The sequence below is a fragment of the Nocardia sp. BMG51109 genome, from assembly GCF_000526215.1.
GTDB lineage: Bacteria > Actinomycetota > Actinomycetes > Mycobacteriales > Mycobacteriaceae > Nocardia.
Genome location: NZ_JAFQ01000004.1, coordinates 1,615,456 through 1,638,638, shown reverse-complemented (window position 1 = coordinate 1,638,638; position 23,183 = coordinate 1,615,456). Strand labels below are relative to the sequence as shown.

Here is a 23,183-nt window from a genome sequence, read left to right as displayed (position 1 = left end):
CTGGTCACGTGGATTTCACCGTGGTCAGGCCGATGCGATTTCTGGTCAGTCGAGCAGTTCGTCGGCCCGGCTGACTTCCAGCGCGCGGCGCAGCCATTTTTGCAGCAGTTCGAGGTCCTCGCAGGAGGTGATCGTGTCCCGGACTTCATCGGGTACGTCGATGCCGCGGGCGTCGAGAACGGTCAGAACCGACTGCGCCTCGCCCTTCGCTTCGCCCTCGGCAATGTACCTGCGAGCGAAGTCGCTGGTGAAGTTGTAGTCACGCAGACCGGTGGACATAAAAGCCTCCCAAGCAGGACGAACAGCTCGCGGCAGCATCGTCAGGATGAAATCATGGTATCGCAGGGCCGGGTCGGCCCCGAGATCACGCAGACCGGCGGCGACTGCCCGCCAGATCTCGATGTGGTCGGGGTGCCGCGGATGGGCCACCGCGGACAGCACAGCCAGCTCCGGCAGCTCGATCGCTACCCTCGGATCGGTGACCACCGGCACCGCCGAAGGGGCCAGGACCAGCGGTGTCAATGTCGTGGGCGGGTTGCCATAGCCGAAATCCAGCGGCTGCGCCGCCCAACTCGCGGTCGATGCGTCCGGACAGATGATCAGCAGCAGAACCGGGCACCTCATCCGCGCCCGTAGCGACGCCGTGTACACCGGCCAGGACCACAGCTTGTCCGGGTCGCGCCGCAACTGGACCTCCAGTACCACCGCCAGAACGGTCTCACGACGGCGCCGGAAGGCCAGCACCGCGTCGGCGTAGTACTCGGTCGGCGCCACCACCGCGGCTCGCTCCGACCGGCGTTCCACGGCCTCGTACTCGGGTAGCTCGCAGCCAAGCGCGGACAACAACGGAGCGACGAGTTGCGGCCGCTCCGAGAACATATCGATCACCACTTCGTGCGGGGTCGAAGGCATGCATGCACCGTAGCGGTGGGCACCGACATCTATTGGACCGCACCGGTTTTGCGCAACTCCGCTCCACCGTCCGACATGAAGTCACGCGTCATCGAACCAGTGCATCCGATGCTGTCGTACCAGGCTCCGATGGACGTCTCCGCTCCTGCCGGTGCGCTCCTGCCGGAAATGCGGTAGGGGAACGTTCGACCAGTTCATCGCTGCCGACGGGGCGTTGTATCGCAGAGCAACACTCTGCCGAGGAGGATGAGATCGATGGCTGAGCGTAGCGACTGGGCAGAACCCGGAGATCGTCGGATGCGTGAGGCCGGCGCGGTCGAGGCGTATGAAGCGGCTGGAGCGTCTTGCTCATGCGGCTCGATGCCGATCACGTGGTGCAGGTTCGGCCTCGGGTTGCTCGAGCAGGACCTTTCTACAGCCAGGTGTCGAGGGTGGTTGTGGTGAGGAAATGTTCCAGATCCGCTCGCCAGGGGGCGGGGACTGTTTTCTCCGGTTCGATGGCGGTGTACTGGCCTCGGTAGAACAACAGCGGCCTGCCGGAGTCGGTGGACTCCGACAGGGCCAGGACTCGGCCGAACACGATGTGGTGATCGCCGCCGTCGACGACGTTCGCCACTGTGCACTGGATCGTGGCGAGGGAGTCGTCGAGAATCGGGAGTTTCAGATCCGAGGTGCGCCAGTCGATTCCGGCGAACTTGTCGGCTTCGCGGGAGCCGAAGCGGGCGCACACCTGCTGTTGTTCCTCGGCGAGCACGTTCACGGCGAACCTGCCCGCTCGTTCGATGGCCGCCCAGGTGCGCGAGCCCTTGGTGGGGCAGAACAGCACCAGCGGCGGATCCAGGGACAGGGCGGCGAACGACTGGCAGGCGAACCCGACCGGCGCTCCATCGTCACCGAAGGTCGTGATGACCGTGATGCCGGTGCAGAACTGCCCCAGCACATTCCGGAACTGCCGGCCATCGATCTCGGGGAGATCCGTGTCAACCGTCTCGGGGAGATCCGTGTCAACCGTCTCGGGGAGATCGGTACCCACCACGCCGTCCGCCGCCATGTCGCTCACTCCTGACTGACTACTACTTGAACCCGATGCTGAAGTCGTGCCCCCACAGGCTGACCGCGGTCGACTCCCGGGCGATCCAGTCGTCGTCCTCGACTTCCAAACCCTCGCAGCCGAATTCGATGTCGAAGCCGCCCGGTGTCTTCATGTAGAACGACAGCATCTTGTCGTTGATGTGCCGGCCGAGAGTCGCCGACATCTTCACCTTCTTGCGCAGCGCGCGGTCCAGGCACAGGCCGACGTCGTCGGAGTTCTCCACCTCGACCATGAGGTGCACGATGCCGGTGGAGTTCGGCATCGGCATGAAGGCCAGGGCGTGATGACGCGGGTTGCAGCCGTAGAAGCGCAGCCAGGCGGGGTCGCCGTCCTCGGGCCGCCCGACCAGCTGCGGCGGCAGCCGCATGGAGTCGCGCAGCCGGAAGCCCAGGACACCCTGGTAGAACGCCTGCGCCGCGGCATCGTCGGTGCAGGTCAAGACCACGTGGCCCAAGCCCTGCTCGGCGGTGACGAACTTGTGGCCATAGGGGCTGACGAAACGCCGTGCGACATACTGCATTCCGTAGAACGCCTCGAGCGTGTTGCCGGACGGGTCCTCGAACCGGATCATCCCCTCGACCCGGCGGTCGGCGAGCTCCTCCTTGGTGGCCTCCTTGAACGCCACCCCGTTGGCCGACAACCGCTCTCGAAGCTGTTGCAGCTCAGGGCCGTTCGCGACCTCCCAGCCGGACACCAGCAGCCGGTCCTGTTCGCCCGGCACGATCACCAGGCGGGCCGGAAACTCGTCCATCCGGAGGTACAGGGCGTCCTTGTCGGGCCCGTCGCCCTCCATCATGCCGAGCACCTTGAGGCCGTACTCGCGCCAGGCCGCCATGTCGGTGGCCTCGATGCGCATGTATCCGAGCGCGCGAATACCCATGTGTCACTTCTCCTTGGGTGGAGACAGGAAGTCGATGGTCAGCTTGTTGAACTCGTCGAACCGCTCGCGCTGCGCCCAGTGCCCGCACCGGCCGAACACGTGCAGCTGCGCGCGCGGAATCGACTTCAACGCCACGAGCGCCCCGTCGAGCGGGTTCACCCTATCCTCGCGGCCCCAGATCAGCAGGACGGGCTGACGCAGCTTGTACGCCTCGCGCCAGAGCATGCCCTTCTCGAAGTCCGCCGAGGCGAACGACTTACCCATCGCGCGGGTGGCGGCCAGCGATTCCGGCTGGGCGGCCGAGGCGAAGCGCTCCTCGATCAGCTCCGGCGTGATCATGTCCTGGTCGAAGACCATGATCCGCAGGAATGCCTCGAGGTTCTCGCGGGTGGGTTCCATGTTGAACTTGCCCAGCGCCTTGACGCCCTCGGTCGGATCGGGCGCGAACAGATTGGTGCTCAACCCGCCCGGACCCATCAGCACGAGCTTGCCCGCGCGGTCCGGATAGTCCAGCGCGAAGCGCACCGCCGCGCCGCCGCCGAGCGAATTGCCCAGCAGGTGAACGCGATCGGTGATCTCCAGGGTGTTGAGCAGATCTTTCAGTGCCGAGGAGCTGTGCACGAAGTACTGCGGATGTTCGGTCGGCTTGTCGGACAACCCGAATCCGGGCTGATCGACGGCCAGCACGTGGAAGTCCTGTGCCAGCACACCGATGTTGCGCGAGAAGTTCGACCAGGACGAGGCGCCCGGACCGCCGCCGTGCAGCAGCACGATCGTCGGCCCGTTGCCCACGCCCGCCTCGTGATAATGCAGCTTCAGGTCCTCCCGCACCTGCGCGTAGCGAGAGGTGGACTCGAAGGTCAGCTCTGCGGTCGTGGTCATTTACACCATCCCGTCCGTGACCGGCAGCCCGAAGGCGTGCGTGCCGTACATCTGGTAGGCGCGTTCGGGATCGTTGGCCGCGTGCACCCGGCCGGCGTGCGCGTCGCGCCAGAACCGTTGCAGCGGTGTGCCGTTGGCCAGCGCGGTCGCGCCCGAGCTCTCGAACAGCTTGTCGATCGAGGAGATCGCCCGGCCGGTTGCCCGGACCTGGTCGCGACGGGCGCGGGCCCGGATGTCGAACGGAATGTCCTCGCCGGCCAAAAGCAGGGCGTATTCGTCGGCGACGTTGCCCGACAGCTGACGCCACGCGGCGTCGATATCGCTGGCGGCCTCGGCGATGCGCACCTTGGCGAACGGGTCGTCCTTGGCCTTCTCGCCGGCATAGGCGGCGCGGATCCGCTTGCCCTGATGCTCGACGTGCGCCTCCAGCGCGCCGTAGGCCATGCCCACGATCGGCGCGGAAATGGTGCTGGGATGGATTGTGCCCCAGGGCATCTTGTATACCGGGTCGGTATTCTGGGTCAGCCCGGGCGCGGTCAGCTCGTTCATGGCCTTGAAGGACAGGAACCGGTGCCGCGGCACGAAGACGTTGTCCACGACGACGGTGTTGGAGCCGGTGCCCCGCAGCCCCACCACATTCCACACGTCGTCGATGCGGTAGTCGCTGCGCGGGATCAGGAAGCTGCCGAAGTCGACCGGCTTGCCGTTCTTGATCACCGGACCGCCGACGAACACCCAGTCGGCGTGGTCGGATCCCGACGACCAGGCCCAGGAACCGTTGACGGTGTAGCCGTCGTCGGTGACGGTGCCCGCGCCCATCGGCGCGTAGGAGGAGGAGATCCGCACCTCGGTGTCCTCGCCCCAGACGTCCTCCTGGGCCTGCTGGTCGAACAGGGCCAGGTGCCAGTTGTGGATGCCGATGATGCCGGCCACCCATCCGGTGGAACCGCACGCGCTCGCGATCTTGCGGACGGTGTCGTAGAAGACGACGGGATCGGCGGCGTATCCGCCCCACTGGCGCGGCTGGACGAGCCGGAAGAAGCCGGTGGCCTGCAGGGCCTTCATGGTCTCGTCGGGGATGCGGCGCAGATCCTCTGCCTCTTGCGCGCGTTCGCGCAGCGTGGGCAATAGTGCTTCGACCCGCTCTACTACTTCTTGCGTCATCTCGGGGGCTGCTCCTGCCTGGTCGAATCGAACGGGTTCATCGGCCACGGACCGGGTTCGGTGAGACCGATACTAGTCTTGAGACTAGAACACGTTCTTATTCCTGTCGAGAACGGGTGTCCGCCCCCGGCGGGCGACGGCCTTTGCCTGGTAGTCGCGGAGATAGCTGGCGTCGGCGCGGACTTTTTTGTAACGTGTTCTAGTACTTAGAGGAGGGATCACGATGGCACAAAGCGCACCAGCGCGCGGCGGTAAGGTCCGTGAGATCGACGTCGGGTCCATGCCCACCCGCTACGCGCGGGGCTGGCACTGCCTGGGCCTGGCCGCACCGTTCCGCGACGGTAAGCCGCACGCCGTGCACGCATTCGGCACCAAGCTGGTGGTCTGGGCCGACAGCGACGGCGAATTGAAGGTGCTCGACTCCTACTGTCGGCACCTCGGCGGCGACCTGAGCATGGGCGAGATCAAGGGCGATTCGATCGCCTGCCCGTTCCACGACTGGCGCTGGGGCGGCAACGGCCGCTGCACGTCGATCCCGTACGGGCGGCGCGTGCCGCCGCTGGCCCGCACCCGCTCGTGGACCACGCTCGAGCGCAACGGGCAGCTGTTCGTCTGGCACGACCATGAGGGCAACCCGCCGCCGGACGACGTCACGATTCCCTACATCAAGGGCCCCTACAGTGACGCCGACGGCAACTTCACCGACGAACTCAACGGCGCCTGGACCGACTGGACCTGGGAGTCGATGCTGATCGAGGGCGCCAACTGCCGCGAGATCATCGACAATGTGGTCGACATGGCCCACTTCTTCTACATCCACTACGCGTTCCCGACCTTCTTCAAGAACGTCTTCGAGGGGCATATCGCGACGCAGTACCTGGAGACGAAGGGCCGCCCGGATATCGGCATGGCCTCCCAGTACGGTGGGGACACGCTGCTGAAGTCGGAGGCCTCGTACTTCGGGCCCTCGTACATGGTCAACCCGCTGACCAACATCTACAGCGGCTTCGAGGTCAACAGCGTCCTGATCAACTGCCACTACCCGGTGACGCAGGATTCCTTCGTACTGCAGTGGGGCATCTCGCTGGAGAAGCCGAAGGGTATCGAGGGCGAGAAGGCCGATCGGCTGGCGAAGAAGATGACCGAGGGCATCAGCGTCGGCTTCCTGCAGGACGTGGAGATCTGGAAGCACAAGTCCAAGATCGACAACCCGCTGCTGTGCGAGGAGGACGGCCCGGTCTACCAGCTGCGCCGCTGGTACGACCAGTTCTACTGCGATGTCGACGATGTCGACCCGAAGATGGTGCAGCGCTTCGAGTTCGAGGTCGACACCGCCAAGGCCAACGAGGCATGGGAGGCCGAGGTCGCCGAGAATCTGCGGCGCAAGCGGGAGGAAGAGGAGCAGGAGGCCGTCAAGCAGGAGGCGGGAGCCTGATGGCCACCTGGGCGAAGGCACCGGATTTCGCGGACCGTCCCGAGCGGCGGGAACAGGTGCGCGCCCAGACGGTCGTCGACAAGCAGCGCTACCTCGAGGACGGCCTGACGCCGATCGCCTGCCAGAGCTGCGGTACCAAGGTTCTGGTCCGCAAGGCCAGCTCGCAGCAGAGGTCGGTGCAGTGGACCACGAACCCGGCGGAGCACTGCCCGGTCTTCCGGGCGCTGGTCGGCGGGCCGGGCCGCCCCGACTCCTGCCCGAGCCTGGACCAGGCGATCGAGCAGGCCGTGGACGACGGGGTACTCAGGGTCGACGAATAGGCGGCTCGGCCCGGTGCACGGAGCGAGCCGCCGGGTCGGTCCGCTTGCCCCGCCGCCGGCCCCCGCAAGCCCGGATCGTGTGGTCGTGGGCCGGGGGCTCGGGCGATGAATTGCGTTGCGGCCCAGCGGCACCGAAGCCGAAGTCGGCCGAACGGCGCGGGTGCTCGGTCGTCGGCTGTGCTGCTCACGCTGCCGGGTGGAGCCCGGTCAGCGGGAGCGGCACAGTGTCCGGATGCGGCGCCGTGCTCAGTCGAGGCGGAAGTCGGCGAAGTCGAATCCGGGCGAGACGAGGCAGCTGACCAGGACGTAGTCGTCGCCCACGGGGCGGGCGGATTGGCTGACGCTGCCGGGTACCACGGCCTGCAGCAGGTGACCGTGTTCTACGTCGGGACCGAGGGTGATTTCCTCACCGCCGATGTCGAGCAGCAGCGGACCGCCGCGCTGCCACAGCCACAGCTCGTCCGAGCGGACGGTGTGCGGGGCGGACTTCTCGCCGGGCAGCAACAGGAAATGGATGGCGGTCGCGGCCGATCGCGGTCCGTCGTAGCCGTCTGGCACGAATTCCACTGGGCTGCGCCAGGTTTCGCGGAACCAGCCACCCTCCGGATGCGGTTGCAGATCCAGTGCGGCCGCCAGAGCGGGGCGATCGGTCATGGTCGTCTCCATTTCGGGTGCCGGGTGCCTGCCGACGGCCATCGTAGTGGCGATGGCGGCGGATTTCCGCTCGGGCCGACCTCGGGTGCATGCGCTTTCAGGTCGAATCTTGTTCGAAGGAAATCGTTTTCGATGCTGGTATCCGGTCTCGGAGGAGAGGTGCGGTGGCCGGTGTGCTGTACCGCGCGCCGGGCGGAACGGGTCGGTGCCGGTCAGGAACGGTCTCCGCGCGGCGTGCTGTAGGCCAGCGCTACGTGCGTGAACAGGTCGACGCGCTGCCGGTGGGCGATATCGCTGTCCGGTTCGATCAGGCATTGGGTGGCGGTGCCGTCGTGCACCGCGACCAGGGCGTGGCCCAGCGCCGCCGGATCGGTGACCGTGCGGCCGATCCGGCCGAGCAGTTCCTCCACCACCGGCAGCAGGGCCGTGATGATCGTCTCCTCGCGCGCGGCCACCACCCGCCGCAGCGCCGGGTTGCGCAGGGCGTGCGCGGTGAATTCGAACGTGATCCGGAACCACTTCTCGTCCAGCGGAACGGCGCGCAGCACCCGCTCGACGCCGTGCCGGACATCGGTGAGCGGGTGGCTGGTGTCCGCCCTCTCGCGGTCCTCCAGCACCGCGGTCACCTCGCGCACCAGCTGCCGGGACCGCTGCTCCCACATGGCCAGGAACAGTTCCTCCAGCGAGGTGAAGTTGGAGTAGAAGGCTCCGCGGGTGAATCCCGCCCGTTCGCAGATCTGCTCCACGGTGCAGCGCCCGAATCCCTCGTCGGCGAATGCCTCGAAAGAGGCGTCCAGGAGCCGCTGCCGGGTTCGGGCTCGGCGCTTGGTCATCCGTCGTGCGGGGGTGGTCACGGCCGATACGTCGCCGGTGGGTTCGGTGCCGGCGGGTGCTGCCCCGACGGATCGTGTTCTCGTGGGCTCAGGCTCGGCTGCCAGGGCGCCGAGTGGCATGGGGGCGTCCGCAGTGGATCTGTCCTGGGTGGCCCCGCTATCGCTGGACCCTGGTTCCGTGTGCGCCGTCTCGGCCGACTCCGGATCGCCGGATGCTGTCTCGGTGGATATCGACACGGCCGGACTCCTCCCCACAGTGGTCGGATACATGAGCGTATCAAAATCCATAGTTTCGGCCGGTCCCGCCGAGGAGCCTTAACCTGGGGAGCATGACGACAGGGTGGCGACAGCGGACCGGCCCGATCGGCGTCCTCACCGGCGCCGGTATCTCCACCGACTCCGGCATCCCGGATTTCCGCGGCCCGCGCGGGGTGTGGACCAAGGACCCGATCGCGGAGCTGCTGTCCACCTATCAGAACTATGTGGCCGATCCCGAGCTGCGGCAGCAGGCCTGGCTGGCCCGCCGCGACAACCCGGCGTGGCAGGCGGAGCCCAACGACGCGCATCGGGCCCTGGCCCGGCTCGCCCGTGCCCGCACGGTCGGGATCATCACCCAGAACATCGACCGCCTGCACCAGCGGGCGGGCTCACCGCAGGAGTCGGTGGTGGAGATCCACGGCAACATGTTCGACGTCGTCTGCATCGAGTGCGACTACACCACCACGATGGCCGGCGCGCTGGAGCGGGTGGCCGCCGGCGAGGCCGATCCGTCCTGCCCCGGCTGCGGCGGCATCCTGAAGGCCGCCACCATCATGTTCGGCCAGCAGATGGACGCCGAAACCGTCTGGGCGGCAAGGGAGATCGCGCTGTCGAGCGATATATTCCTGGCCATCGGCAGCTCGCTGCAGGTCGAGCCCGCCGCCTCGATGTGCGCCCTGGCCGTGGAGGCCGGCGCCGATCTGATCGTCGTCAACGCCGAGCCGACCCCGTACGACCCGTGGGCCACCGAGGTCGTCCGCGACCCGATCGGCACGGCGGTGCCGCAGCTGGTGGACGAGATACTGGCCGGTTGAGACTGCGGCGCGGGTCTTTCCGGATCGGCTCAGGCGAACGGTGTCTTCGGGCGTTCCTGTAGTTCGCCGTCGACGTATACGTCCACCTTCTCGTCGTAGAAGCAGGCCAGTCCGGCGATCTTCTGGCTTTCGGGCACCGGGGCGCGGTACGTCCAGACCAGGTCGGAGTATTCGGTGCCGTCGATGCGGACGTTGAAGTACTCGGCCGTGCCCTTGTACGGGCAGCGCGTCCGCGTCGGCGACGGCGTCAGCAGTTCGGTCCGGAGATCGAGCATCGGCAGGTAATACCTTGGCGGCAAACCGGTTTCGAACAAGATATGTGGCGCGCGCGATTCGGCGACGGTCTGCCCGCCGACATCGATCCGGACGTGCCGGGAGCTCGCCAGGATATCCACGCGCTTGTAAGGATCGCGCGGATGCACATAAACGGGTTCGTCCTCCTCGAACCACTCGTCCATCAGCTCCCAGTCCAGCCGCACCAGCTCCCGCAGCTCCGGAATCGGCGAATTCGGATACCGCACGGCCGCAGCGGATTTGGTGATGCCATCGATCACGACGTGATATTCGACGCCCTCGCCGCGACTGGGCGAATGGCGGATGGAACCGGTCGTCTCCAGCTCGGCGCGCAGATCGGCGAGAGGCAGGTAGTAGGCCGGATAGTAGGGGTGCTCCCAGACCAGCGTCGGTGTGACCGTGTCGACCACCAGCTGTCCACCGGCAAAGGCCCGCACCCGCTTACGACAGGCCTCGGTCCTGACCCGCCTCCGAGTTGTATCGGTCATACTCGCCGACCGTACCCCTGCCCGGTGAACTCGATCGGGTTGCGCGAGTGCGTTTCGTGCGCCAGGCCGGTTGTCAGTCGTCGCCGACGGTGACGGCTTCGGCCTCGGTCACGCTGTGCTCGGCCGGGTCGTGGTCGTCGATGTGGGACAGGGCCGAACGTCCGGCCAGTAGTACCAGCACGCCGACCGCGGTGCAGGCCGCGCCGACCCAGAACGGCAGCGCCATCTGGTGTTCGCCGAGCTTGCCGGCCAGGTACGGGGCCGCGGCGCCGCCGGCGAAGCGGACGAAGCTGTAGGCGGCCGACGCGGTCGAGCGCTCCACCGGCGCCGAGATCATGACGGCCTCGGTGATCAGCGTGTTGTTCACGCCGAGGAACAGTCCGGCCAGCACGGTGCCCACGATCAGCACCGGCTTCTGGTCGGCCCAGATCGCCATCGCGGCCAGGTCCGCGGCGAACAACCCGAGCGCGAGCGCGATCATCGGGACGGTGCCGAAGGCGCGCTGCACCTTCGGTGCGACCACAACAGATGCCAGCGCCAGTGCCAGGCCCCACCCGAAGAAGATGAACCCGATCGCGTAGGTGCCCATGTCCAGCGGGAACGGGGTATAGGCGAGCAGGGTGAAGAACCCGTAGTTGTACAGCAGCGCGGTGATGCTGACCAGCAGCAGACCCCGGTGCCGCAGGGCCTTGAACGGCGCGACGATCGAGGTGCGGTGGGTGGGCTCGGGGCTCTGCGGCAGCAGCACGACGATCGCGACGAAGGCGATCGCCATCAGCGCCGAGACGCCGAAGAACGGTGCGCGCCAGCTGAATCCGCCGAGGAATCCGCCGACCAGCGGGCCGGCGGCGATGCCGATCCCCAGCGCGGCCTCGTACAGGATGATCGCCCGGGCGACCCCGCCGCTGGCCGCGCCCACGATGGTGGCCAGGGCGGTCGCGATGAACAGCGCGTTACCCAGTCCCCAGCCGGCGCGGAACCCGACGATCTGCCCGACCGTGCCGGAACTACCGGCCAGCGCCGCGAACACCACGATGATCGCCAGGCCGGCCAGCAGCGTCTTCTTGGCGCCGAAGCGGCTGGAGATCACGCCCGTGATCAGCATGGCCACACCGGTGACCAGCATGTAGCTGGTGAACAGCAGCGTCACCTGCGAGGGCGACGCGTGCAGCTGCTCGCCGATCGGCTTGAGGATCGGGTCGACCAGGCCGATACCCATGAAGGCGATGACCGAGGCGAAGGCGACCGCCCACACGGACTTGGGTTGCTTGTTCTTCGTGGCGGCAGGCGCGTCGGTGGCGGCGCGCGGCGAGAGAGAGGTGCTCATCAACGCTCCTGAATCGAATCTTCTCGATGCGCAGCCGATTTCAGGGCCTCGAGCAGTTCGTTCAGCTCGTCGCTCAGTGGGGCGAGCCGGTCGATATCGAGGTCGGGCAATCGCTGTGACAGGGCGGTACCGATCGCGCGGCGGGACGCTGCCAAGCGGGTGCGTCCCGCCGGCGTCGGCTCGACGACCACGACTCTGGAGTCGCCGGGATCGGTGGTGCGGCCGGCCAGTCCGGCTGCGATCAGCCTGCCGATCAGCGCCGTTGCCGATGGCTGCGAACACCCGTCGATCCGGGCGAACTCGCTGACCCGCAGCGGACCCCGCTCGTCCAGCACGGACAGCGCGCGCACCATGGCGCGCGGCAGCTCGTTTCCGCCGAACGACCCCGCCAGCCGGGTGAGCCGGCTCGCGGCGACGACGATGTCGACGAGTAGCTCCTCGCGGCCGGTGGACTGGGTGGTGGGGCTCGACTGCACGATTTTTTAGTTTACATTTGCTAACTATCTATGTACATAGGCTAACTATGTATTCGGGCTGTGAGATGGGGCACGGCAGGTGGTGGATAGACCGGCGGATCTTCGCCCGCGCCGGTGCCGTGCCGGGCCGCAGGGTGAGCGGGACGACGAGGTGATCGGTGGTGTGGTCACTCCCGTGTCGCGGAACGGGACAGGACGAGGCGGGGCGGGGAGGCGATCGGCGGAGCGATCGACCGGCCTCGCACTCCGATCGGTCCCGCTGACTGGTGCGCCCGCCGGATGGAAACTCGTCCCGCCGGCGGGCGCACTGCGGCGGTCAGGCGGGGCGAGCCAGCGGGCGGGTTGGGTGGCCGAAGAGCTGCGAATCGCCGTGGGCGCGTTTGAAGTACAGGTGGGCGTCGTGTTCCCAGGTGATGGCGATGCCGCCGTGCATCTGGACCATTTCGCCCACGACCGCGCCGAACGCCTGCGTGCAGTGGATGCGCGCGGCGGACAGATCCAGGGCGGCGTCGGGGTGTGCCGCCGATGCCCGCGGATCGGCGCCGGTGTCGGGCAGGGCGGCGATGGCGGTGTAGGCGGCCGAGCGGGCCGATTCCACCAGCACGTACATATCGGCCATGCGGTGCTTGAGCGCCTGGAAGCTGCCGATCGGGCGGCCGAACTGCACGCGGGACCCGGTGTATTCCACCGTCGCCGCGAGGCACTGCCCGGCGGCGCCGATCTGTTCGGCGGCCAGCGCCGCCCAGGCGATGTGGCGCAGCCGGGCGGTCACGGTCGCGGGGTCGCCGCCCAGCGCACGGGCGGGGGCGGCGGTGCAGGTGATCTCGGCCAGCCTCCGGGTCGGGTCCATCGTCGGGGTGGTGCTGCGGGCGACTTCCGGTGCGGTGGCGTCGATTTCGTAGACGCCCTCGGTGGTGAGCACGATCAGGGTGTCCGCCGTCGCGCCGTCGACGACGTAATGCGCCGTGCCGGTGAGCTTCCCGTTCTCGACTCGGATTCCCGGAGTGTCCCAACCGGCCCGATCCGCCCAGCACAATGCCAGCGTGCGGGTGCCCTCGGCGACCTCCGGCAGCAGCCGCGCGCAGGCTTCGGCGTTGCCGGACAGCAGCAATGCCTGCGCACCCAGCACCGCCGAACCCAGCATCGGCGGTGCGTGCAGGGTGCGGCCGAGTTCCTCGACGACGATCAGCGCCGCCGTGAGCCCCGCGCCGATGCCGCCGAACTCCTCCGGAATCGCCAGTGCCGCAACGCCGACCTGCTCGCACAGCAGTGTCCACAGCTGTTCGTCGTAGCCGGGTTCGCCGTCGATCGCGCGCCGCAGCGCGTCTCGATCGCCGTGCTTGGCCAGCACGGCCCGCACCGTGGCGGCGAGATCCTGAAGTTCCGCGGTGCTGCTCATATCCGGTCTCCCATATCGTCTCCCTGCACGACTCCGCGTCCCGGCCCCAGCGCTCCCCGGCACATCGCCGTCACCGGTCCGGCCGGTGCGATTCGTTCCGCGTCGGCCACCCGCCTTCCGGTGCATCCCGCACCGGTACGAGCTGTACGGCCGCGCCGCGGCTCGGTCTCGACGTGCCCCGCCTCGGTGCCGTCCCGGTCCGGGAGTTCGCCGCTGATCCTCACCCGAGCGCCTCCGATTCCGCTCGCAAGGCCGCACCGACCCGGGCCCGATGGAAATCGGCTGTGCCCCACACGGACTGCAATGCGGTCACCTTGGCCAGCCACAGCGACAGGTCGTGTTCGGCGGTGTAGCCGATGGCGCCGTGCACCTGCAGGGCGATCCGGGCGGTGCGGTAGGCGGCCTCGGCGCAGGCGAGCTTGGCCGCCGACACGTCGCGGGCGCGGTCGGGCGAATCCAGGCTCAGCGCGGCGCGATTCAGCAGCGGCTCGGCCATCTCCAGGCCGATCAGCGCATTCGCCAGATGATGCTTGACGGCCTGGTATCGACCGATCGGCTTGCCGAACTGATGGCGCTGCTCGACGTAGGCGACGCTGGTGTCCAGCAGCGCCCGTCCGGCGCCGAGCAGCTGGGCCGCGGTCGCCAGGGCCCCGGCGTCGAAGGCGGCGTCCAGGGCCGCGCGTACCGCATCTCCCTCGGCGACAACCTCATCCGCCGCGACGGTGAACAGGCGCCGCGCCGCGTCCACCGACCGGACGGGGTCGGTCCGGTGGCCGATGGACACCCGGTCGCCGTCGGCGACCAGCACCACCTCGGCGGTGTCGGCGTCGACCGCGGGCGCGTCCGGGGCGAGCGTGATCGTGCCCAGGGCCTGGCCCTCCGCGAAGGCCGGCAGCCACCGTCGCGCCGAGGCCGAATCCGGAAGCGCTTGCAGCAGTGTGGGAATCACGGCCGCCGTCTCCACCAGCGGTCCGGGCACGGCCGCGCGCCCGAGCTCCCGCATCGCCACCACCAGGTCGATGGTCTCGGCGCCCAGGCCGCCGTGGTTCTCATCGATGATCAGGCCCAGCGCACCCGCACCGGCGAGCTGCCGGATCAGCCCGCGACCGCCGCGGTGATCTCCGCCGCTCCAGGCGCGCACGATGCCTGGAGTCCCGGCCGCTTCGCACATCTTGCGGAGGCTGTCGGCGAAATCCCGTTGTTCGGGGGAGAGGGCAAACTTCATCGGGCGGTCCAATCCGAGATACGGGCCACGCCGCGCTGGGTGGCGTTCCGTGTGCAGATCTGTGTGATTCGGGTGCCGGGTATCGCCGCCGGCGTGGCGACGAGGGCCCGCCGGTCGGCGGCGTTCCGCGTGTGCATCGACATCCTCCGATCGCCTACCTGGGCAGCCCGAGCAGGCGTTCGGCGATGATGTTGCGCTGAATCTCGTTGGTGCCCGCGTAGATCGGGCCCGCCAGCGAGAACAGGTAGCCGTCTGTCCAGGCGCTCGTCTGTTCGGCGGCCGGACCCAGCAGATCCAGGGCGGTCTCGTGCATGGCGATGTCGAGTTCGGACCAGAACACCTTGTTCACCGAGGATTCCGCGCCGAGCTTGCCGCCCTCGGCCAGCCGGGTGACGGTCGACAAGGTATTGAGCCGGTACGCCTCCGCGCCGATCCAGGCGTCCACCACGCGATTTCGCGCCGCCGTATCGGCCGGATCGGCGGTGCTCCGCCACAGCTCGATCAGTCGCCGCGCGGTCGCGTTGAACCGGCCCGGGCTGCGCAGCGACAGGCCGCGCTCGTTGCTGGAGGTGCTCATCGCGACTCGCCAGCCCTCGTTCGGCGTGCCGATCACGTCTCGGTCCGGGACGAAGACGTTGTCCAGGAAGATCTCCGCGAACCCGGGCTCCCCGTCGAGCTGCGGAATCGGGCGGACCGTAACCCCGTCGGCGGACAGCGGGAACATCACGTAGGTGAGCCCGCGGTGGCGCTCCGCCTCCGGATCGCTGCGGAACAGGCCGAACGCCCAATCCGCATACGCCGCACGCGAACTCCAGGTCTTCTGCCCGTTCAGCACCCAGCCACCGTTGGTCCGCCGGGCGGTGGAGCGGATACCGGCGAGGTCGCTACCGGCCTCGGGTTCCGACCACGCCTGCGCCCAGATGTCGTCCGCGCGCGCCATGCGCGGCAGGATGCGCTCCAGCTGCTCCGGGGTGCCGTGCTCGAACAGCGTCGGAGCCAGCAGGAAGATGCCGTTCTGGCTGACCCGGCCGGGCGCCCCGGCGGCGTAGTACTCCTCCTCGAACAACACCCATTCCAGCAGCGACGCATCCCGGCCGCCGTGTTCACGGGGCCACGACACCACCGACAGCCGAGCCTCGGCCAGCGTGTGCTCCCAGGCCCGGTGCGCCTCGAAGCCGGCCCGGGTGTCCATCGATGGCAGCGGCGTGGCGGGAACGTTGGCGCGCAGGAACTCCCGGACCTCGAGCCGGAATTCCTCGGTGCGCGCGTCGTAGTCGAGATCCATCTACTTCCCACCCTTCTGGTTCGCGTTGCCGGCTTCGGCGCTGGCCTTCATGGACTTGGCGGTCATCCCGCCCAGCGAGTCGGCGCCGACCTCGGCATTGTGGGCGTGCGCGAAGTGGTGCAGCCCGAATACCGCGTCCATGCCGGCGCGCATCCCCATCAGGTCCTCGCACTGGTTGACGGCCCTCTTGGTCAGCGCCAGCCCGAACTGCGGCATGTCCGAGATCTTTTCGGCCAACTCCAGCGCGTGCGTCCGCAAGTCCTCGCGGGGCACCACGCGATTGACCATGCCCCAGTCGTAAGCCTGTGCGGCGCTGAAGCGTTCGCCGGTGAACAGCACCTCCTTGGCGCGGCGCGGCCCGAGCATCCACGGGTGGGCGAAGTACTCCACCCCCGGAATGCCCATGCGCACCACGGGATCGGAGAAGAAGGCGTCCTCGGCGGCCACGATCAGATCGCACGACCACGCCAGCATCAGCGCCCCGGCGATGCACGCGCCCTGCACGGCCGCGATGGTCGGCTTGGGGATCTCCCGCCAGCGCCGGCACATCCCGAGATACACCTCGGACTCGCGGGCGAAACGCTGATCGCCGCCCTCGCGGTCGACGTGGTCCCACCACAGCACGGCCTTGTTGTCGTAGGACACGCGGTGATCGCGTCCCGGCGTGCCGATGTCGTGGCCGGCGGAGAAGTGTTTTCCGTTGCCCGCCAGGACGATCGCCTTGACCTCCGCGTCCTCGACGGCCCGGGCGAAGGCGGCGTCGAGCGCGTAGGTCATCACCGAATTCTGCGCGTTGCGGTACTGCGGGCGGTTCATCGTGACGATCGCGATCGGGCCGCGGCGCTCGTAGGTGACGACCTCCCCCTCGTCGGGGTGGTCGGGGGCGGGGTAGGCAGAGCGGTGGTCGGGGGCGGGGTAGGCAGAGCGGTGATCGGGGGCGGGATGCACGCCGTCGGAAGTCACGAAATCTCCTCACGTAGTTGCCGCTTGAGCACCTTGCCGGCGGCGCTGTAGGGCAGCTGATCGCGGAACTCGACGTACCGCGGCACCTTGAAATTCGCCAGGGTGCGCTTGGCGTGCGCGATCACGTCCTCCTCCGTCAGCGCGGCGCCCGACCGGCGCACGATGTAGGCCTTGCCGACCTCGCCCATGCGCTCGTCCGCCACCCCGATCACCGCGGAGTCGGCCACTCCGTCGAGGCGCGCGAGCGCCTGTTCCACCTCGGCCGGGTAGACGTTGAAACCACCGGCGATGTACATGTCCTTGAGCCGGTCGGTGATCTTCAGGTAGCCGCGCTCGTCCAGCACCCCGACGTCGCCGGTGTGCAGCCAGCCGCCGGGGTCGATGGTCTTGGCGGTGTTCTCCGGGTCGTCCAGGTAGCCGAGCATGACGTTCGGGCCGCGCAGCAGCACCTCGCCGTTGTCGTCGATGCGCACCTCGAAGCCGGCGATCGGGCCGCCGGAGGTGTTGGCGACCGTCTCGGCGTCGTCGTCGGGCCGGCACATGGTGCCGAAGCCGGCCGACTCCGAGAGCCCGTACGCGGTCACCACCACGTCGAATTTCAGCTCGCTGCGCATTCTTTCGACGAGCACCACCGGCACGGTGGAGGCGCCCGTGACCGCCACCCGCAGGCTGCTCAGGTCGGACTCGGCGCGGGCGGGATGGTCGAGGATGGTCTGGTAGATCGTCGGCGGCCCGGTCAGCACGGTGATGCGCTGGTCGTGCACCAGCCGCATGGTCTCCGGCACGTCGAAGGCGGCCTGCGGCACGATCGTCGCGCCGGTGACCAGGCATGCGAGCATGGCCGCCTTGTAGCCGAAGTTGTGGAAGAACGGCGGGATCACCAGGTAGCGGTCGGAGCTGTTCAGGGTCGAGCACGCGCACCAGGCGCGCACCACGTCCAGGGCCTGCCGATGCGCCACCAGCGTGCCCTTGCTGCGTCCGGTGGTGCCGGAGGTGAACAGGATGTCGGAGATGTCTTCGGGGCCAACCGATTCCCCGCGCGCGACCACTTGGTCGCCGGGCACCTGTGCGGCGAGCCCGGCCAGCTCCGGCCACGCGACGACGGAGGGGGAGTCGTCCGCGGCGGCGGGAGCGTCTCCTGGAATGACAACAACCGTGTCGATCACCAGATCCGGTGCGACCGAACGCAATTCGGACAGCCGATCCCGCCCCAGGAACGGTCCGGCGACGAACAGCGCCTTCGCGTTCACGCGCCGCAGCACGTCGGCCGCCTCGTCGGCGACGTAGCGGGTGTTCAGCGGCACCAGCGCCGCGCCGGTGTAGTGAATCGCCAGCGCGGCCACCACCCAGTGGTAGGTGTTGGGCGCCCAGACCGAGATCCGATCGCCGGGCCGCACGCCGCGGGCGATCAACGCCCCGGCGGCCTCCCGGACCGCGTCGAGCAGCTGCGCCCAGCTCAGGCGCACGTCGCCGTCGATGACGGCGGTCGCGTCGCCGTACTGGCCCGCCGCCTCGTGCAGGGCGGCGGGGGTGGTCTGCCCGGGGGCGGGGAAGGTTGTCACGGTCGTCCTCCCGCGGCGAGCCGCGAAATCGAAATCTGTCGGTCTACAAAGCAAGTGCTTGGTAGGTTACTCTACCGGAGTGAGTGTGATCCAGACCCACGATTCGGGTGCCGCGGCGGAGTCCTCCCAGGATGCCGAATTCCGCGCCGAACTGCGCGAATGGCTGGCCGAGAACCTGAACGGACAGTTCCGCGCACTGCGCGGGCTGGGTGGTCCCGGGCGCGAGCACGAGGCGTTCGACGAGCGACTGGAGTGGGATCGCCACCTCGCCGCGGCCGGGTGGACCTGCCTCGGCTGGCCCGAGCAGTACGGCGGCCGCGACGCCACGCTGCGCCAGCAGGTGATCTTCCACGAGGAGTACGCCAAGGCCGACGCCCCGAGCCGGGTCTCGCACCTGGGTGAGGAGCTGCTCGGCCCGACCCTGCTGGCGTTCGGCACCGAGGCGCAGAAGAAGCGGTTCCTGCCGGGTATCAAGACCGTCACGGAGCTGTGGTGCCAGGGCTACTCCGAGCCGGGCGCGGGCTCCGACCTGGCGGCGGTCACCACCTCCGCGCGCCGCGACGGCGACGGATGGACCATCAACGGGCAGAAGATCTGGACCTCGCTGGCGCACGTGGCCGACTGGTGCTTCGCGATCTGCCGCACCGAGCCCGGCTCGTCCCGGCATCACGGGCTGTCGTACCTGCTGGTCCCGATGGATCAGCCCGGTATCGAGGTGCGGCCGATCAACCAGCTCACCGGGACCTCCGAATTCAACGAGGTGTACTTCGACAACGCCCGCACCGAGGCCGATCTCGTGGTCGGCGAGCCCGGCGAGGGGTGGCGGGTCGCGATGGGCACGCTCACCTTCGAGCGCGGCATCTCCACGGTCGGCCAGCAGATCCAGTTCGCCCGCGAGCTGAGCAATCTGGAGGCCGTGGCGGAAGGCAATGGCGCACTGGACGATCCGGTGATCGCCGAGCGGATCGATCGGGCCTGGGTCGGGCTGCGGGTGCTGCGCGCCCACGCGCTGCGCACCCTGGAGTCCGCGCACGACAACACGGACGCCCGCACGGCCGCGGGCCAGGCGTCGGTGTCGAAGCTGTTGTGGGCCAACTGGCATCGCGGCCTCGGCGAACTCGCCATGGACGTACTCGGCGCCCCCGGCCTCGAATCGCTCCCCGACGACCTGAACGAATGGCAGCGCCTGTTCCTGTTCAGCCGTGCCGACACCATCTACGGCGGCTCGAACGAGGTGCAGCGCAACATCATCGCCGAACGCGTGCTCGGTCTGCCGCGCGAGGCCCGGTAGGAAGGACCATCCCGTGACAGACCTTTCCGTTGCGCCGCAGCCGATCTCCGGCCACGGCCTGCTGGCCGGCCGGAACGCCGTGATCACCGCCGCCGCCGGCACCGGCATCGGCTCGGCCAGTGCCCGCCGCATGCTCGACGAGGGCGCCGACGTCGTGGTCTCCGACTGGCACGAGCGCCGGCTGAAGCAGACCGAACAGGAGCTGGCCGCCGCCTACCCCGACCGCCGGGTGGCGTCGGTGGTGTGCGACGTCACCAGCACCGAACAGGTCGACGAGCTGATCCGGGCGGCCGCCGAGCGCCTGGGCCGCATCGACATCATGGTCAACAACGCCGGATTGGGCGGCGAGACACCGGTTGTCGACATGACCGACGAGCAGTGGGACAAGGTCCTCGACATCACCCTCAACGGCACCTTCCGCTGCACCCGCGCGGTGCTGAACTACTTCCGCACGGCCGGCCACGGCGGCGTGATCGTCAACAATGCCAGCGTGCTGGGCTGGCGCGCGCAGCACGGCCAGGCGCACTACGCCGCCGCGAAGGCGGGCGTGATGGCGCTGACCCGGTGCAGCGCGGTCGAGGCCGCCGAACTCGGCGTGCGCATCAACGCGGTCGCGCCGAGCATCGCCCGGCACCCGTTCCTGGACAAGGTCAGCTCGTCCGATCTGCTGGACCGGCTGGCCGCCGGCGAGGCATTCGGGCGCGCCGCCGAGCCGTGGGAGGTGGCGGCCACGATAGCCATGCTCGCCAGCGACTACACGTCGTATCTGACCGGCGAGGTGGTCTCGGTGAGCAGCCAGCGCGCCTGATCTCGCCTGCGCCGCCGGTGTGCGGCGTGTCGTCTGCCGACGGTGGAAAATGGGTGGCGCCGCACACCCCTGGTTGTGCAATCCTGATGAAGGCCGGTTCCTCTTCTCGAAGGGACCACCATTCATGGAACTGGACCGTCCTCAGGACAACGAAGAGCTGGAACTCGAGCTGGTGCGAGAAGTGGTACTGGCCCGTCGGCGGCTGGACAGCGCCGTGCTGGCCGCTCTCGCCCTGGGCGCCGAACTCCTGGAGCACGCGTCCCCCGATGTGACTGCCGCGCGTGCCGAGCAGATCCTGGAGCAGTACTCGGTCGACGAGGCCGAGGTCACGCGCGACCCCCGGGGCGCGTTGCGCACCGATATGGCGCGCGATCGCGTGCGTGCCCAGCGCATCGGCCTGGTGCACCGGTCCGCCGGTGGCGAATCCGCCGACGCGCTGCGCCTGCGCAAGCGGAACGCGCTGTTGCGCGAGGTGCGGGCCGATCTGCTCGAGGTGGTGCGGCACTGTCGCGCATTCGGTTTCGATCGGCTCGCCTTCGCCGACGGGATCGCCGAGGGACTGTGCGCGGCCACGGACAAACTGGTGGTCGGCGCCGATATGGAGACCTATCGAGCCTGGCAGCGCGGCATGGTGCTGAAGATCATCGAGGTGGCCACGCCCGACGGCGCGCCGCGGGTGATGGCGACCGTCGACGCCGGTCCGGGCCGGGAGCCGCTGACCGTCGAGTGGGACAGCTGCGAGCGGCGACTGGCGCTGGTCGCGCGGATGGCGCGGGCCGGGGTGTCGCCGGTCGACATCTGCGACCGGCTGCTGGCCGACCTGTCGGTGTCGTCGCCGCTGCGGTTCTCGATGCGCTGAGCGCGCGGGAGACGGAATTCGACCGACGATGGACCAAGCAAATGCTTGGTTGTACTATGGGCGGGTGCCCGCAGCTGACGCATCCAAATCCGCACGTCGCAACGAACTGCTCGCCCTGGCGGCCGGTCTGTTCGCCGAGCGTGGGCTGCGCGCGACCACGGTGCGCGACATCGCCGACGCGGCCGGGATTCTATCCGGCAGCCTGTACCACCATTTCGATTCCAAGGAGTCGATGGTGGACGAGATTCTGCGCGGCTTCCTGGACGATCTGTTCGGGCGGTACCGCGAGATCGTCGATTCGGGCCTGTCGGCGCGAGATACGTTGGAGGCGTTGGTACTCGCGTCCTACGAGTCGTTCGATCACTGGCACGCCGCCGTGGCGATCTATCAGACCGAGGCCAAGAGGCTCAGCGGCACACCGCGTTTCACCTACATCGACGAGTACAACAAGGAGTTCCGCGAACTCTGGCACAAGGTGCTCAGCCAAGGCGTCGAGGACGGCAGCTTCCGGCCCGAACTGGACATCGAGCTCGCCTACCGATTCCTGCGCGACACCGTGTGGGTCGCCGTGCGCTGGTATCAGCCCGGCGGCCGGATCACCGTGGACAGCCTGGCCAAGCAGTACCTCACCATCGTGCTGGACGGATTGACCAATCCCGCGTCCGAGAGGGCGAATACCGGGCTGTGAGCCCGTCCAGGACCGAATCGCTCGAGCGCAGCATCGCACAGAGGAGTTCCCGACATGCCCGCATCGTCCGACCGCCGCCCCTACACACCCGTGCGCGAGGCGTACGTCATCGACGCCGTCCGCACCCCGATCGGGAAGCGCGGCGGGTCGCTGGCCGGTGTGCATCCGGCCGATCTGGGCGCGACGGCGCTGCAAGGTCTGCTGGGGCGCAACACGATCGATCCGGACCGGGTCGACGACGTGATCTTCGGCTGCGTCGACGCGATCGGCCCGCAGGCCGGCAATATCGCCCGCACGGCCTGGCTGGCCGCCGGCTATCCGGAATCCGTGCCGGGCGTGACCGTCGACCGGCAGTGCGGATCCAGCCAGCAGGCAATCAATTTCGGCGCGCAGGCCATCATGAGCGGCACCGCGGAGGTGATCGTGGCGGGCGGCGTGCAGAACATGAGCGCCATCCCGATCTCGGCGGCAATGCTGGCCGGTAAGGAGTACGGCTTCGAATCGCCGTTCGTCGGTTCGCAGGGTTGGGATCATCGCTACGGCACCGGCGAGGTGTCGCAGTTCAACGGCGCCCAGCTGATCGCCGAGAAGTGGGGCATCAGCCGCGAGGATATGGAGCATTGGGCGCTGCGCAGCCACGAGCGCGCGCGAAAGGCCATCGCGGAGGGCAAGTTCGACCGCGAGATCGTGCCGGTCGGCGACTTCTGGATCGACGAGGGCCCGCGCGAGACCAGCCTGGAGAAGATGGCCGGCCTGAAGCCGCTGAGCGAGGGCAGCCCGCTGACCGCGGCCGTGGCCAGCCAGATCTCCGACGGCGCGAGCGCCACCCTGCTCGCCTCGGACTGGGCGGTCGGCGAGTACGGCCTGCGACCGCGGGCCCGCATCCACCACGTGAGCGCGCGCGGCGCCGACCCGATCTACATGCTGACCGCGCCGATCCCGGCGACCAAGTGGGCACTGGAGCAGACCGGCCTCACCATCGACGACATGGACGTCATCGAGATCAACGAGGCATTCGCCTCGGTCGTCCTGGCCTGGCTGAAGGAAACCGGCGCCGATCCGGACAAGGTCAACGTCAACGGCGGCGCCATCGCCCTGGGCCACCCGCTCGGAGCCACCGGCGCCAAACTGTTCGCCACCCTCCTCAACGAGCTGGAGCGCGTCAACGGCCGCTACGCCCTGCTCACCATCTGCGAGGGCGGGGGTACGGCCAACGCCACCATCATCGAGCGGTTGAGCTGAGCTGCGCCCTCGGTATTCGCCCCAGGTGTG

23 protein-coding genes are annotated in these 23,183 nt (G+C 68.6%); 8 read left to right on the top strand and 15 right to left on the bottom strand.

The features are described 5' to 3' along the window. Positions 1–45: 45 nt before the first annotated feature. The 5 genes from D892_RS0108700 to hsaA form a co-directional block, all read right to left on the bottom strand. On the bottom strand, positions 46–912 hold the full coding sequence (locus D892_RS0108700; protein WP_024800867.1) for a hypothetical protein: 867 nt from the start codon (positions 910–912) through the stop codon (positions 46–48). Positions 913–1,324: 412 nt separating this feature from the next. Continuing rightward, positions 1,325–1,963 carry a 3-hydroxy-9,10-secoandrosta-1,3,5(10)-triene-9,17-dione monooxygenase reductase subunit gene (gene hsaB / locus D892_RS0108690; RefSeq protein ID WP_024800866.1) on the bottom strand — a complete coding sequence of 213 codons (639 nt, stop codon included), beginning with the start codon at positions 1,961–1,963 and terminating at the stop codon, positions 1,325–1,327. A gap of 22 nt (positions 1,964–1,985) precedes the next feature. Then, the gene (hsaC, locus tag D892_RS0108685; RefSeq protein WP_024800865.1) at positions 1,986–2,885 is read right to left on the bottom strand and encodes an iron-dependent extradiol dioxygenase HsaC; all 900 of its coding nucleotides are present in this window, start codon (positions 2,883–2,885) and stop codon (positions 1,986–1,988) included. A gap of 3 nt (positions 2,886–2,888) precedes the next feature. Then, the gene (gene hsaD / locus D892_RS0108680) at positions 2,889–3,767 is read right to left on the bottom strand and encodes a 4,5:9,10-diseco-3-hydroxy-5,9,17-trioxoandrosta-1(10),2-diene-4-oate hydrolase (RefSeq protein ID WP_024800864.1); all 879 of its coding nucleotides are present in this window, start codon (positions 3,765–3,767) and stop codon (positions 2,889–2,891) included. Then, entirely contained in the window at positions 3,768–4,931 is a 1,164-nt protein-coding gene (hsaA, locus tag D892_RS0108675; protein WP_024800863.1) for a 3-hydroxy-9,10-secoandrosta-1,3,5(10)-triene-9,17-dione monooxygenase oxygenase subunit, read from the bottom strand. 223 nt (positions 4,932–5,154) lie between these two features. On the opposite strand from hsaA, the gene D892_RS0108670 reads away from it, so the two are divergent. Continuing rightward, positions 5,155–6,366, top strand: a complete 1,212-nt coding sequence (locus D892_RS0108670) for a Rieske 2Fe-2S domain-containing protein (protein ID WP_024800862.1) — start codon at positions 5,155–5,157, stop codon at positions 6,364–6,366. Further along, positions 6,366–6,686 (top strand): hypothetical protein, encoded by a 321-nt coding sequence (locus D892_RS0108665; protein WP_036566836.1) that lies wholly within the window; start codon positions 6,366–6,368, stop codon positions 6,684–6,686. Before D892_RS0108670 ends, D892_RS0108665 begins: the two co-directional genes overlap by 1 nt. A gap of 246 nt (positions 6,687–6,932) precedes the next feature. Here the strand turns inward: D892_RS0108665 and D892_RS0108660 are convergent, their stop codons facing one another. Both D892_RS0108660 and D892_RS0108655 read right to left on the bottom strand, forming a co-directional pair. Next, positions 6,933–7,340 carry a cupin domain-containing protein gene (locus D892_RS0108660; RefSeq protein ID WP_024800860.1) on the bottom strand — a complete coding sequence of 136 codons (408 nt, stop codon included), beginning with the start codon at positions 7,338–7,340 and terminating at the stop codon, positions 6,933–6,935. A 212-nt stretch (positions 7,341–7,552) separates the two neighbouring features. Then, positions 7,553–8,173 carry a TetR/AcrR family transcriptional regulator gene (locus tag D892_RS0108655; protein WP_036566834.1) on the bottom strand — a complete coding sequence of 207 codons (621 nt, stop codon included), beginning with the start codon at positions 8,171–8,173 and terminating at the stop codon, positions 7,553–7,555. A 329-nt stretch (positions 8,174–8,502) separates the two neighbouring features. Between D892_RS0108655 and D892_RS0108650 the strand changes: the two genes are divergently transcribed. Then, positions 8,503–9,246, top strand: coding sequence for a Sir2 family NAD-dependent protein deacetylase (locus D892_RS0108650; protein WP_024800858.1), 744 nt, complete (start codon positions 8,503–8,505; stop codon positions 9,244–9,246). 29 nt (positions 9,247–9,275) lie between these two features. Here D892_RS0108650 and D892_RS0108645 read toward each other — a convergent pair whose 3' ends face one another. The 8 genes from D892_RS0108645 to D892_RS0108600 form a co-directional block, all read right to left on the bottom strand. Then, positions 9,276–10,028 (bottom strand): DUF427 domain-containing protein, encoded by a 753-nt coding sequence (locus D892_RS0108645; protein WP_024800857.1) that lies wholly within the window; start codon positions 10,026–10,028, stop codon positions 9,276–9,278. Positions 10,029–10,101: 73 nt separating this feature from the next. Then, on the bottom strand, positions 10,102–11,355 hold the full coding sequence (locus D892_RS0108640) for an MFS transporter (RefSeq protein WP_024800856.1): 1,254 nt from the start codon (positions 11,353–11,355) through the stop codon (positions 10,102–10,104). Further along, on the bottom strand, positions 11,355–11,831 hold the full coding sequence (locus D892_RS0108635) for a MarR family winged helix-turn-helix transcriptional regulator (RefSeq protein ID WP_024800855.1): 477 nt from the start codon (positions 11,829–11,831) through the stop codon (positions 11,355–11,357). The genes D892_RS0108640 and D892_RS0108635 overlap by 1 nt, the downstream gene beginning before the upstream one ends. Positions 11,832–12,147: 316 nt before the next feature. Then, a complete protein-coding gene (locus D892_RS0108630; RefSeq protein ID WP_024800854.1) occupies positions 12,148–13,230 on the bottom strand; it encodes an acyl-CoA dehydrogenase family protein in 1,083 nt (360 codons plus the stop codon). A 220-nt stretch (positions 13,231–13,450) separates the two neighbouring features. Beyond that, on the bottom strand, positions 13,451–14,455 hold the full coding sequence (locus D892_RS0108620) for an acyl-CoA dehydrogenase family protein (protein WP_024800852.1): 1,005 nt from the start codon (positions 14,453–14,455) through the stop codon (positions 13,451–13,453). 154 nt (positions 14,456–14,609) lie between these two features. After that, positions 14,610–15,740 (bottom strand): acyl-CoA dehydrogenase family protein, encoded by a 1,131-nt coding sequence (locus D892_RS0108610; protein ID WP_024800851.1) that lies wholly within the window; start codon positions 15,738–15,740, stop codon positions 14,610–14,612. Continuing rightward, positions 15,741–16,703, bottom strand: coding sequence for an enoyl-CoA hydratase (locus tag D892_RS0108605; RefSeq protein WP_255360213.1), 963 nt, complete (start codon positions 16,701–16,703; stop codon positions 15,741–15,743). It lies immediately after the preceding gene. Beyond that, on the bottom strand, positions 16,700–18,265 hold the full coding sequence (locus tag D892_RS0108600) for a FadD3 family acyl-CoA ligase (protein WP_024800849.1): 1,566 nt from the start codon (positions 18,263–18,265) through the stop codon (positions 16,700–16,702). The genes D892_RS0108605 and D892_RS0108600 overlap by 4 nt, the downstream gene beginning before the upstream one ends. Positions 18,266–18,344: 79 nt before the next feature. Between D892_RS0108600 and D892_RS0108595 the strand changes: the two genes are divergently transcribed. The 5 genes from D892_RS0108595 (at position 18,345) to D892_RS0108575 (ending at position 23,153) form a co-directional block, all read left to right on the top strand. Further along, positions 18,345–19,556 carry an acyl-CoA dehydrogenase family protein gene (locus tag D892_RS0108595; protein WP_024800848.1) on the top strand — a complete coding sequence of 404 codons (1,212 nt, stop codon included), beginning with the start codon at positions 18,345–18,347 and terminating at the stop codon, positions 19,554–19,556. Positions 19,557–19,569: 13 nt separating this feature from the next. Next, complete coding sequence (locus tag D892_RS0108590) at positions 19,570–20,364, top strand: SDR family oxidoreductase (protein WP_024800847.1); 795 nt, start codon at positions 19,570–19,572, stop codon at positions 20,362–20,364. Between the two features lie 124 nt (positions 20,365–20,488). After that, a complete protein-coding gene (locus tag D892_RS0108585) occupies positions 20,489–21,223 on the top strand; it encodes a hypothetical protein (protein ID WP_024800846.1) in 735 nt (244 codons plus the stop codon). A 64-nt stretch (positions 21,224–21,287) separates the two neighbouring features. After that, positions 21,288–21,911, top strand: a complete 624-nt coding sequence (locus tag D892_RS0108580) for a TetR/AcrR family transcriptional regulator (RefSeq protein ID WP_024800845.1) — start codon at positions 21,288–21,290, stop codon at positions 21,909–21,911. A 90-nt stretch (positions 21,912–22,001) separates the two neighbouring features. Next, positions 22,002–23,153: an acetyl-CoA C-acetyltransferase gene (locus D892_RS0108575; RefSeq protein ID WP_024800844.1), complete on the top strand. Its 1,152-nt coding sequence runs from the start codon at positions 22,002–22,004 to the stop codon at positions 23,151–23,153. Positions 23,154–23,183: the final 30 nt, after the last annotated feature.

Excerpts from the sequence above, each read along its gene's own strand:
- D892_RS0108655 (WP_036566834.1), bottom strand. The coding sequence starts at position 8,173 with ATGACCAAGCGCCGAGCCCGAACCCGGCAGCGGCTCCTGGACGCCTCT.
- D892_RS0108640 (WP_024800856.1), bottom strand. The coding sequence starts at position 11,355 with ATGAGCACCTCTCTCTCGCCGCGCGCCGCCACCGACGCGCCTGCCGCC.
- D892_RS0108585 (WP_024800846.1), top strand. The coding sequence starts at position 20,489 with ATGGAACTGGACCGTCCTCAGGACAACGAAGAGCTGGAACTCGAGCTG.
- D892_RS0108665 (WP_036566836.1), top strand. The coding sequence starts at position 6,366 with ATGGCCACCTGGGCGAAGGCACCGGATTTCGCGGACCGTCCCGAGCGG.
- D892_RS0108670 (WP_024800862.1), top strand. The coding sequence starts at position 5,155 with ATGGCACAAAGCGCACCAGCGCGCGGCGGTAAGGTCCGTGAGATCGAC.
- D892_RS0108620 (WP_024800852.1), bottom strand. The coding sequence starts at position 14,455 with ATGAAGTTTGCCCTCTCCCCCGAACAACGGGATTTCGCCGACAGCCTC.
- hsaD (WP_024800864.1), bottom strand. The coding sequence starts at position 3,767 with ATGACCACGACCGCAGAGCTGACCTTCGAGTCCACCTCTCGCTACGCG.
- hsaA (WP_024800863.1), bottom strand. The coding sequence starts at position 4,931 with ATGACGCAAGAAGTAGTAGAGCGGGTCGAAGCACTATTGCCCACGCTG.
- D892_RS0108650 (WP_024800858.1), top strand. The coding sequence starts at position 8,503 with ATGACGACAGGGTGGCGACAGCGGACCGGCCCGATCGGCGTCCTCACC.
- D892_RS0108630 (WP_024800854.1), bottom strand. The coding sequence starts at position 13,230 with ATGAGCAGCACCGCGGAACTTCAGGATCTCGCCGCCACGGTGCGGGCC.
- D892_RS0108700 (WP_024800867.1), bottom strand. The coding sequence starts at position 912 with ATGCCTTCGACCCCGCACGAAGTGGTGATCGATATGTTCTCGGAGCGG.
- hsaC (WP_024800865.1), bottom strand. The coding sequence starts at position 2,885 with ATGGGTATTCGCGCGCTCGGATACATGCGCATCGAGGCCACCGACATG.
- D892_RS0108660 (WP_024800860.1), bottom strand. The coding sequence starts at position 7,340 with ATGACCGATCGCCCCGCTCTGGCGGCCGCACTGGATCTGCAACCGCAT.
- D892_RS0108610 (WP_024800851.1), bottom strand. The coding sequence starts at position 15,740 with ATGGATCTCGACTACGACGCGCGCACCGAGGAATTCCGGCTCGAGGTC.
- D892_RS0108645 (WP_024800857.1), bottom strand. The coding sequence starts at position 10,028 with ATGACCGATACAACTCGGAGGCGGGTCAGGACCGAGGCCTGTCGTAAG.
- hsaB (WP_024800866.1), bottom strand. The coding sequence starts at position 1,963 with ATGGCGGCGGACGGCGTGGTGGGTACCGATCTCCCCGAGACGGTTGAC.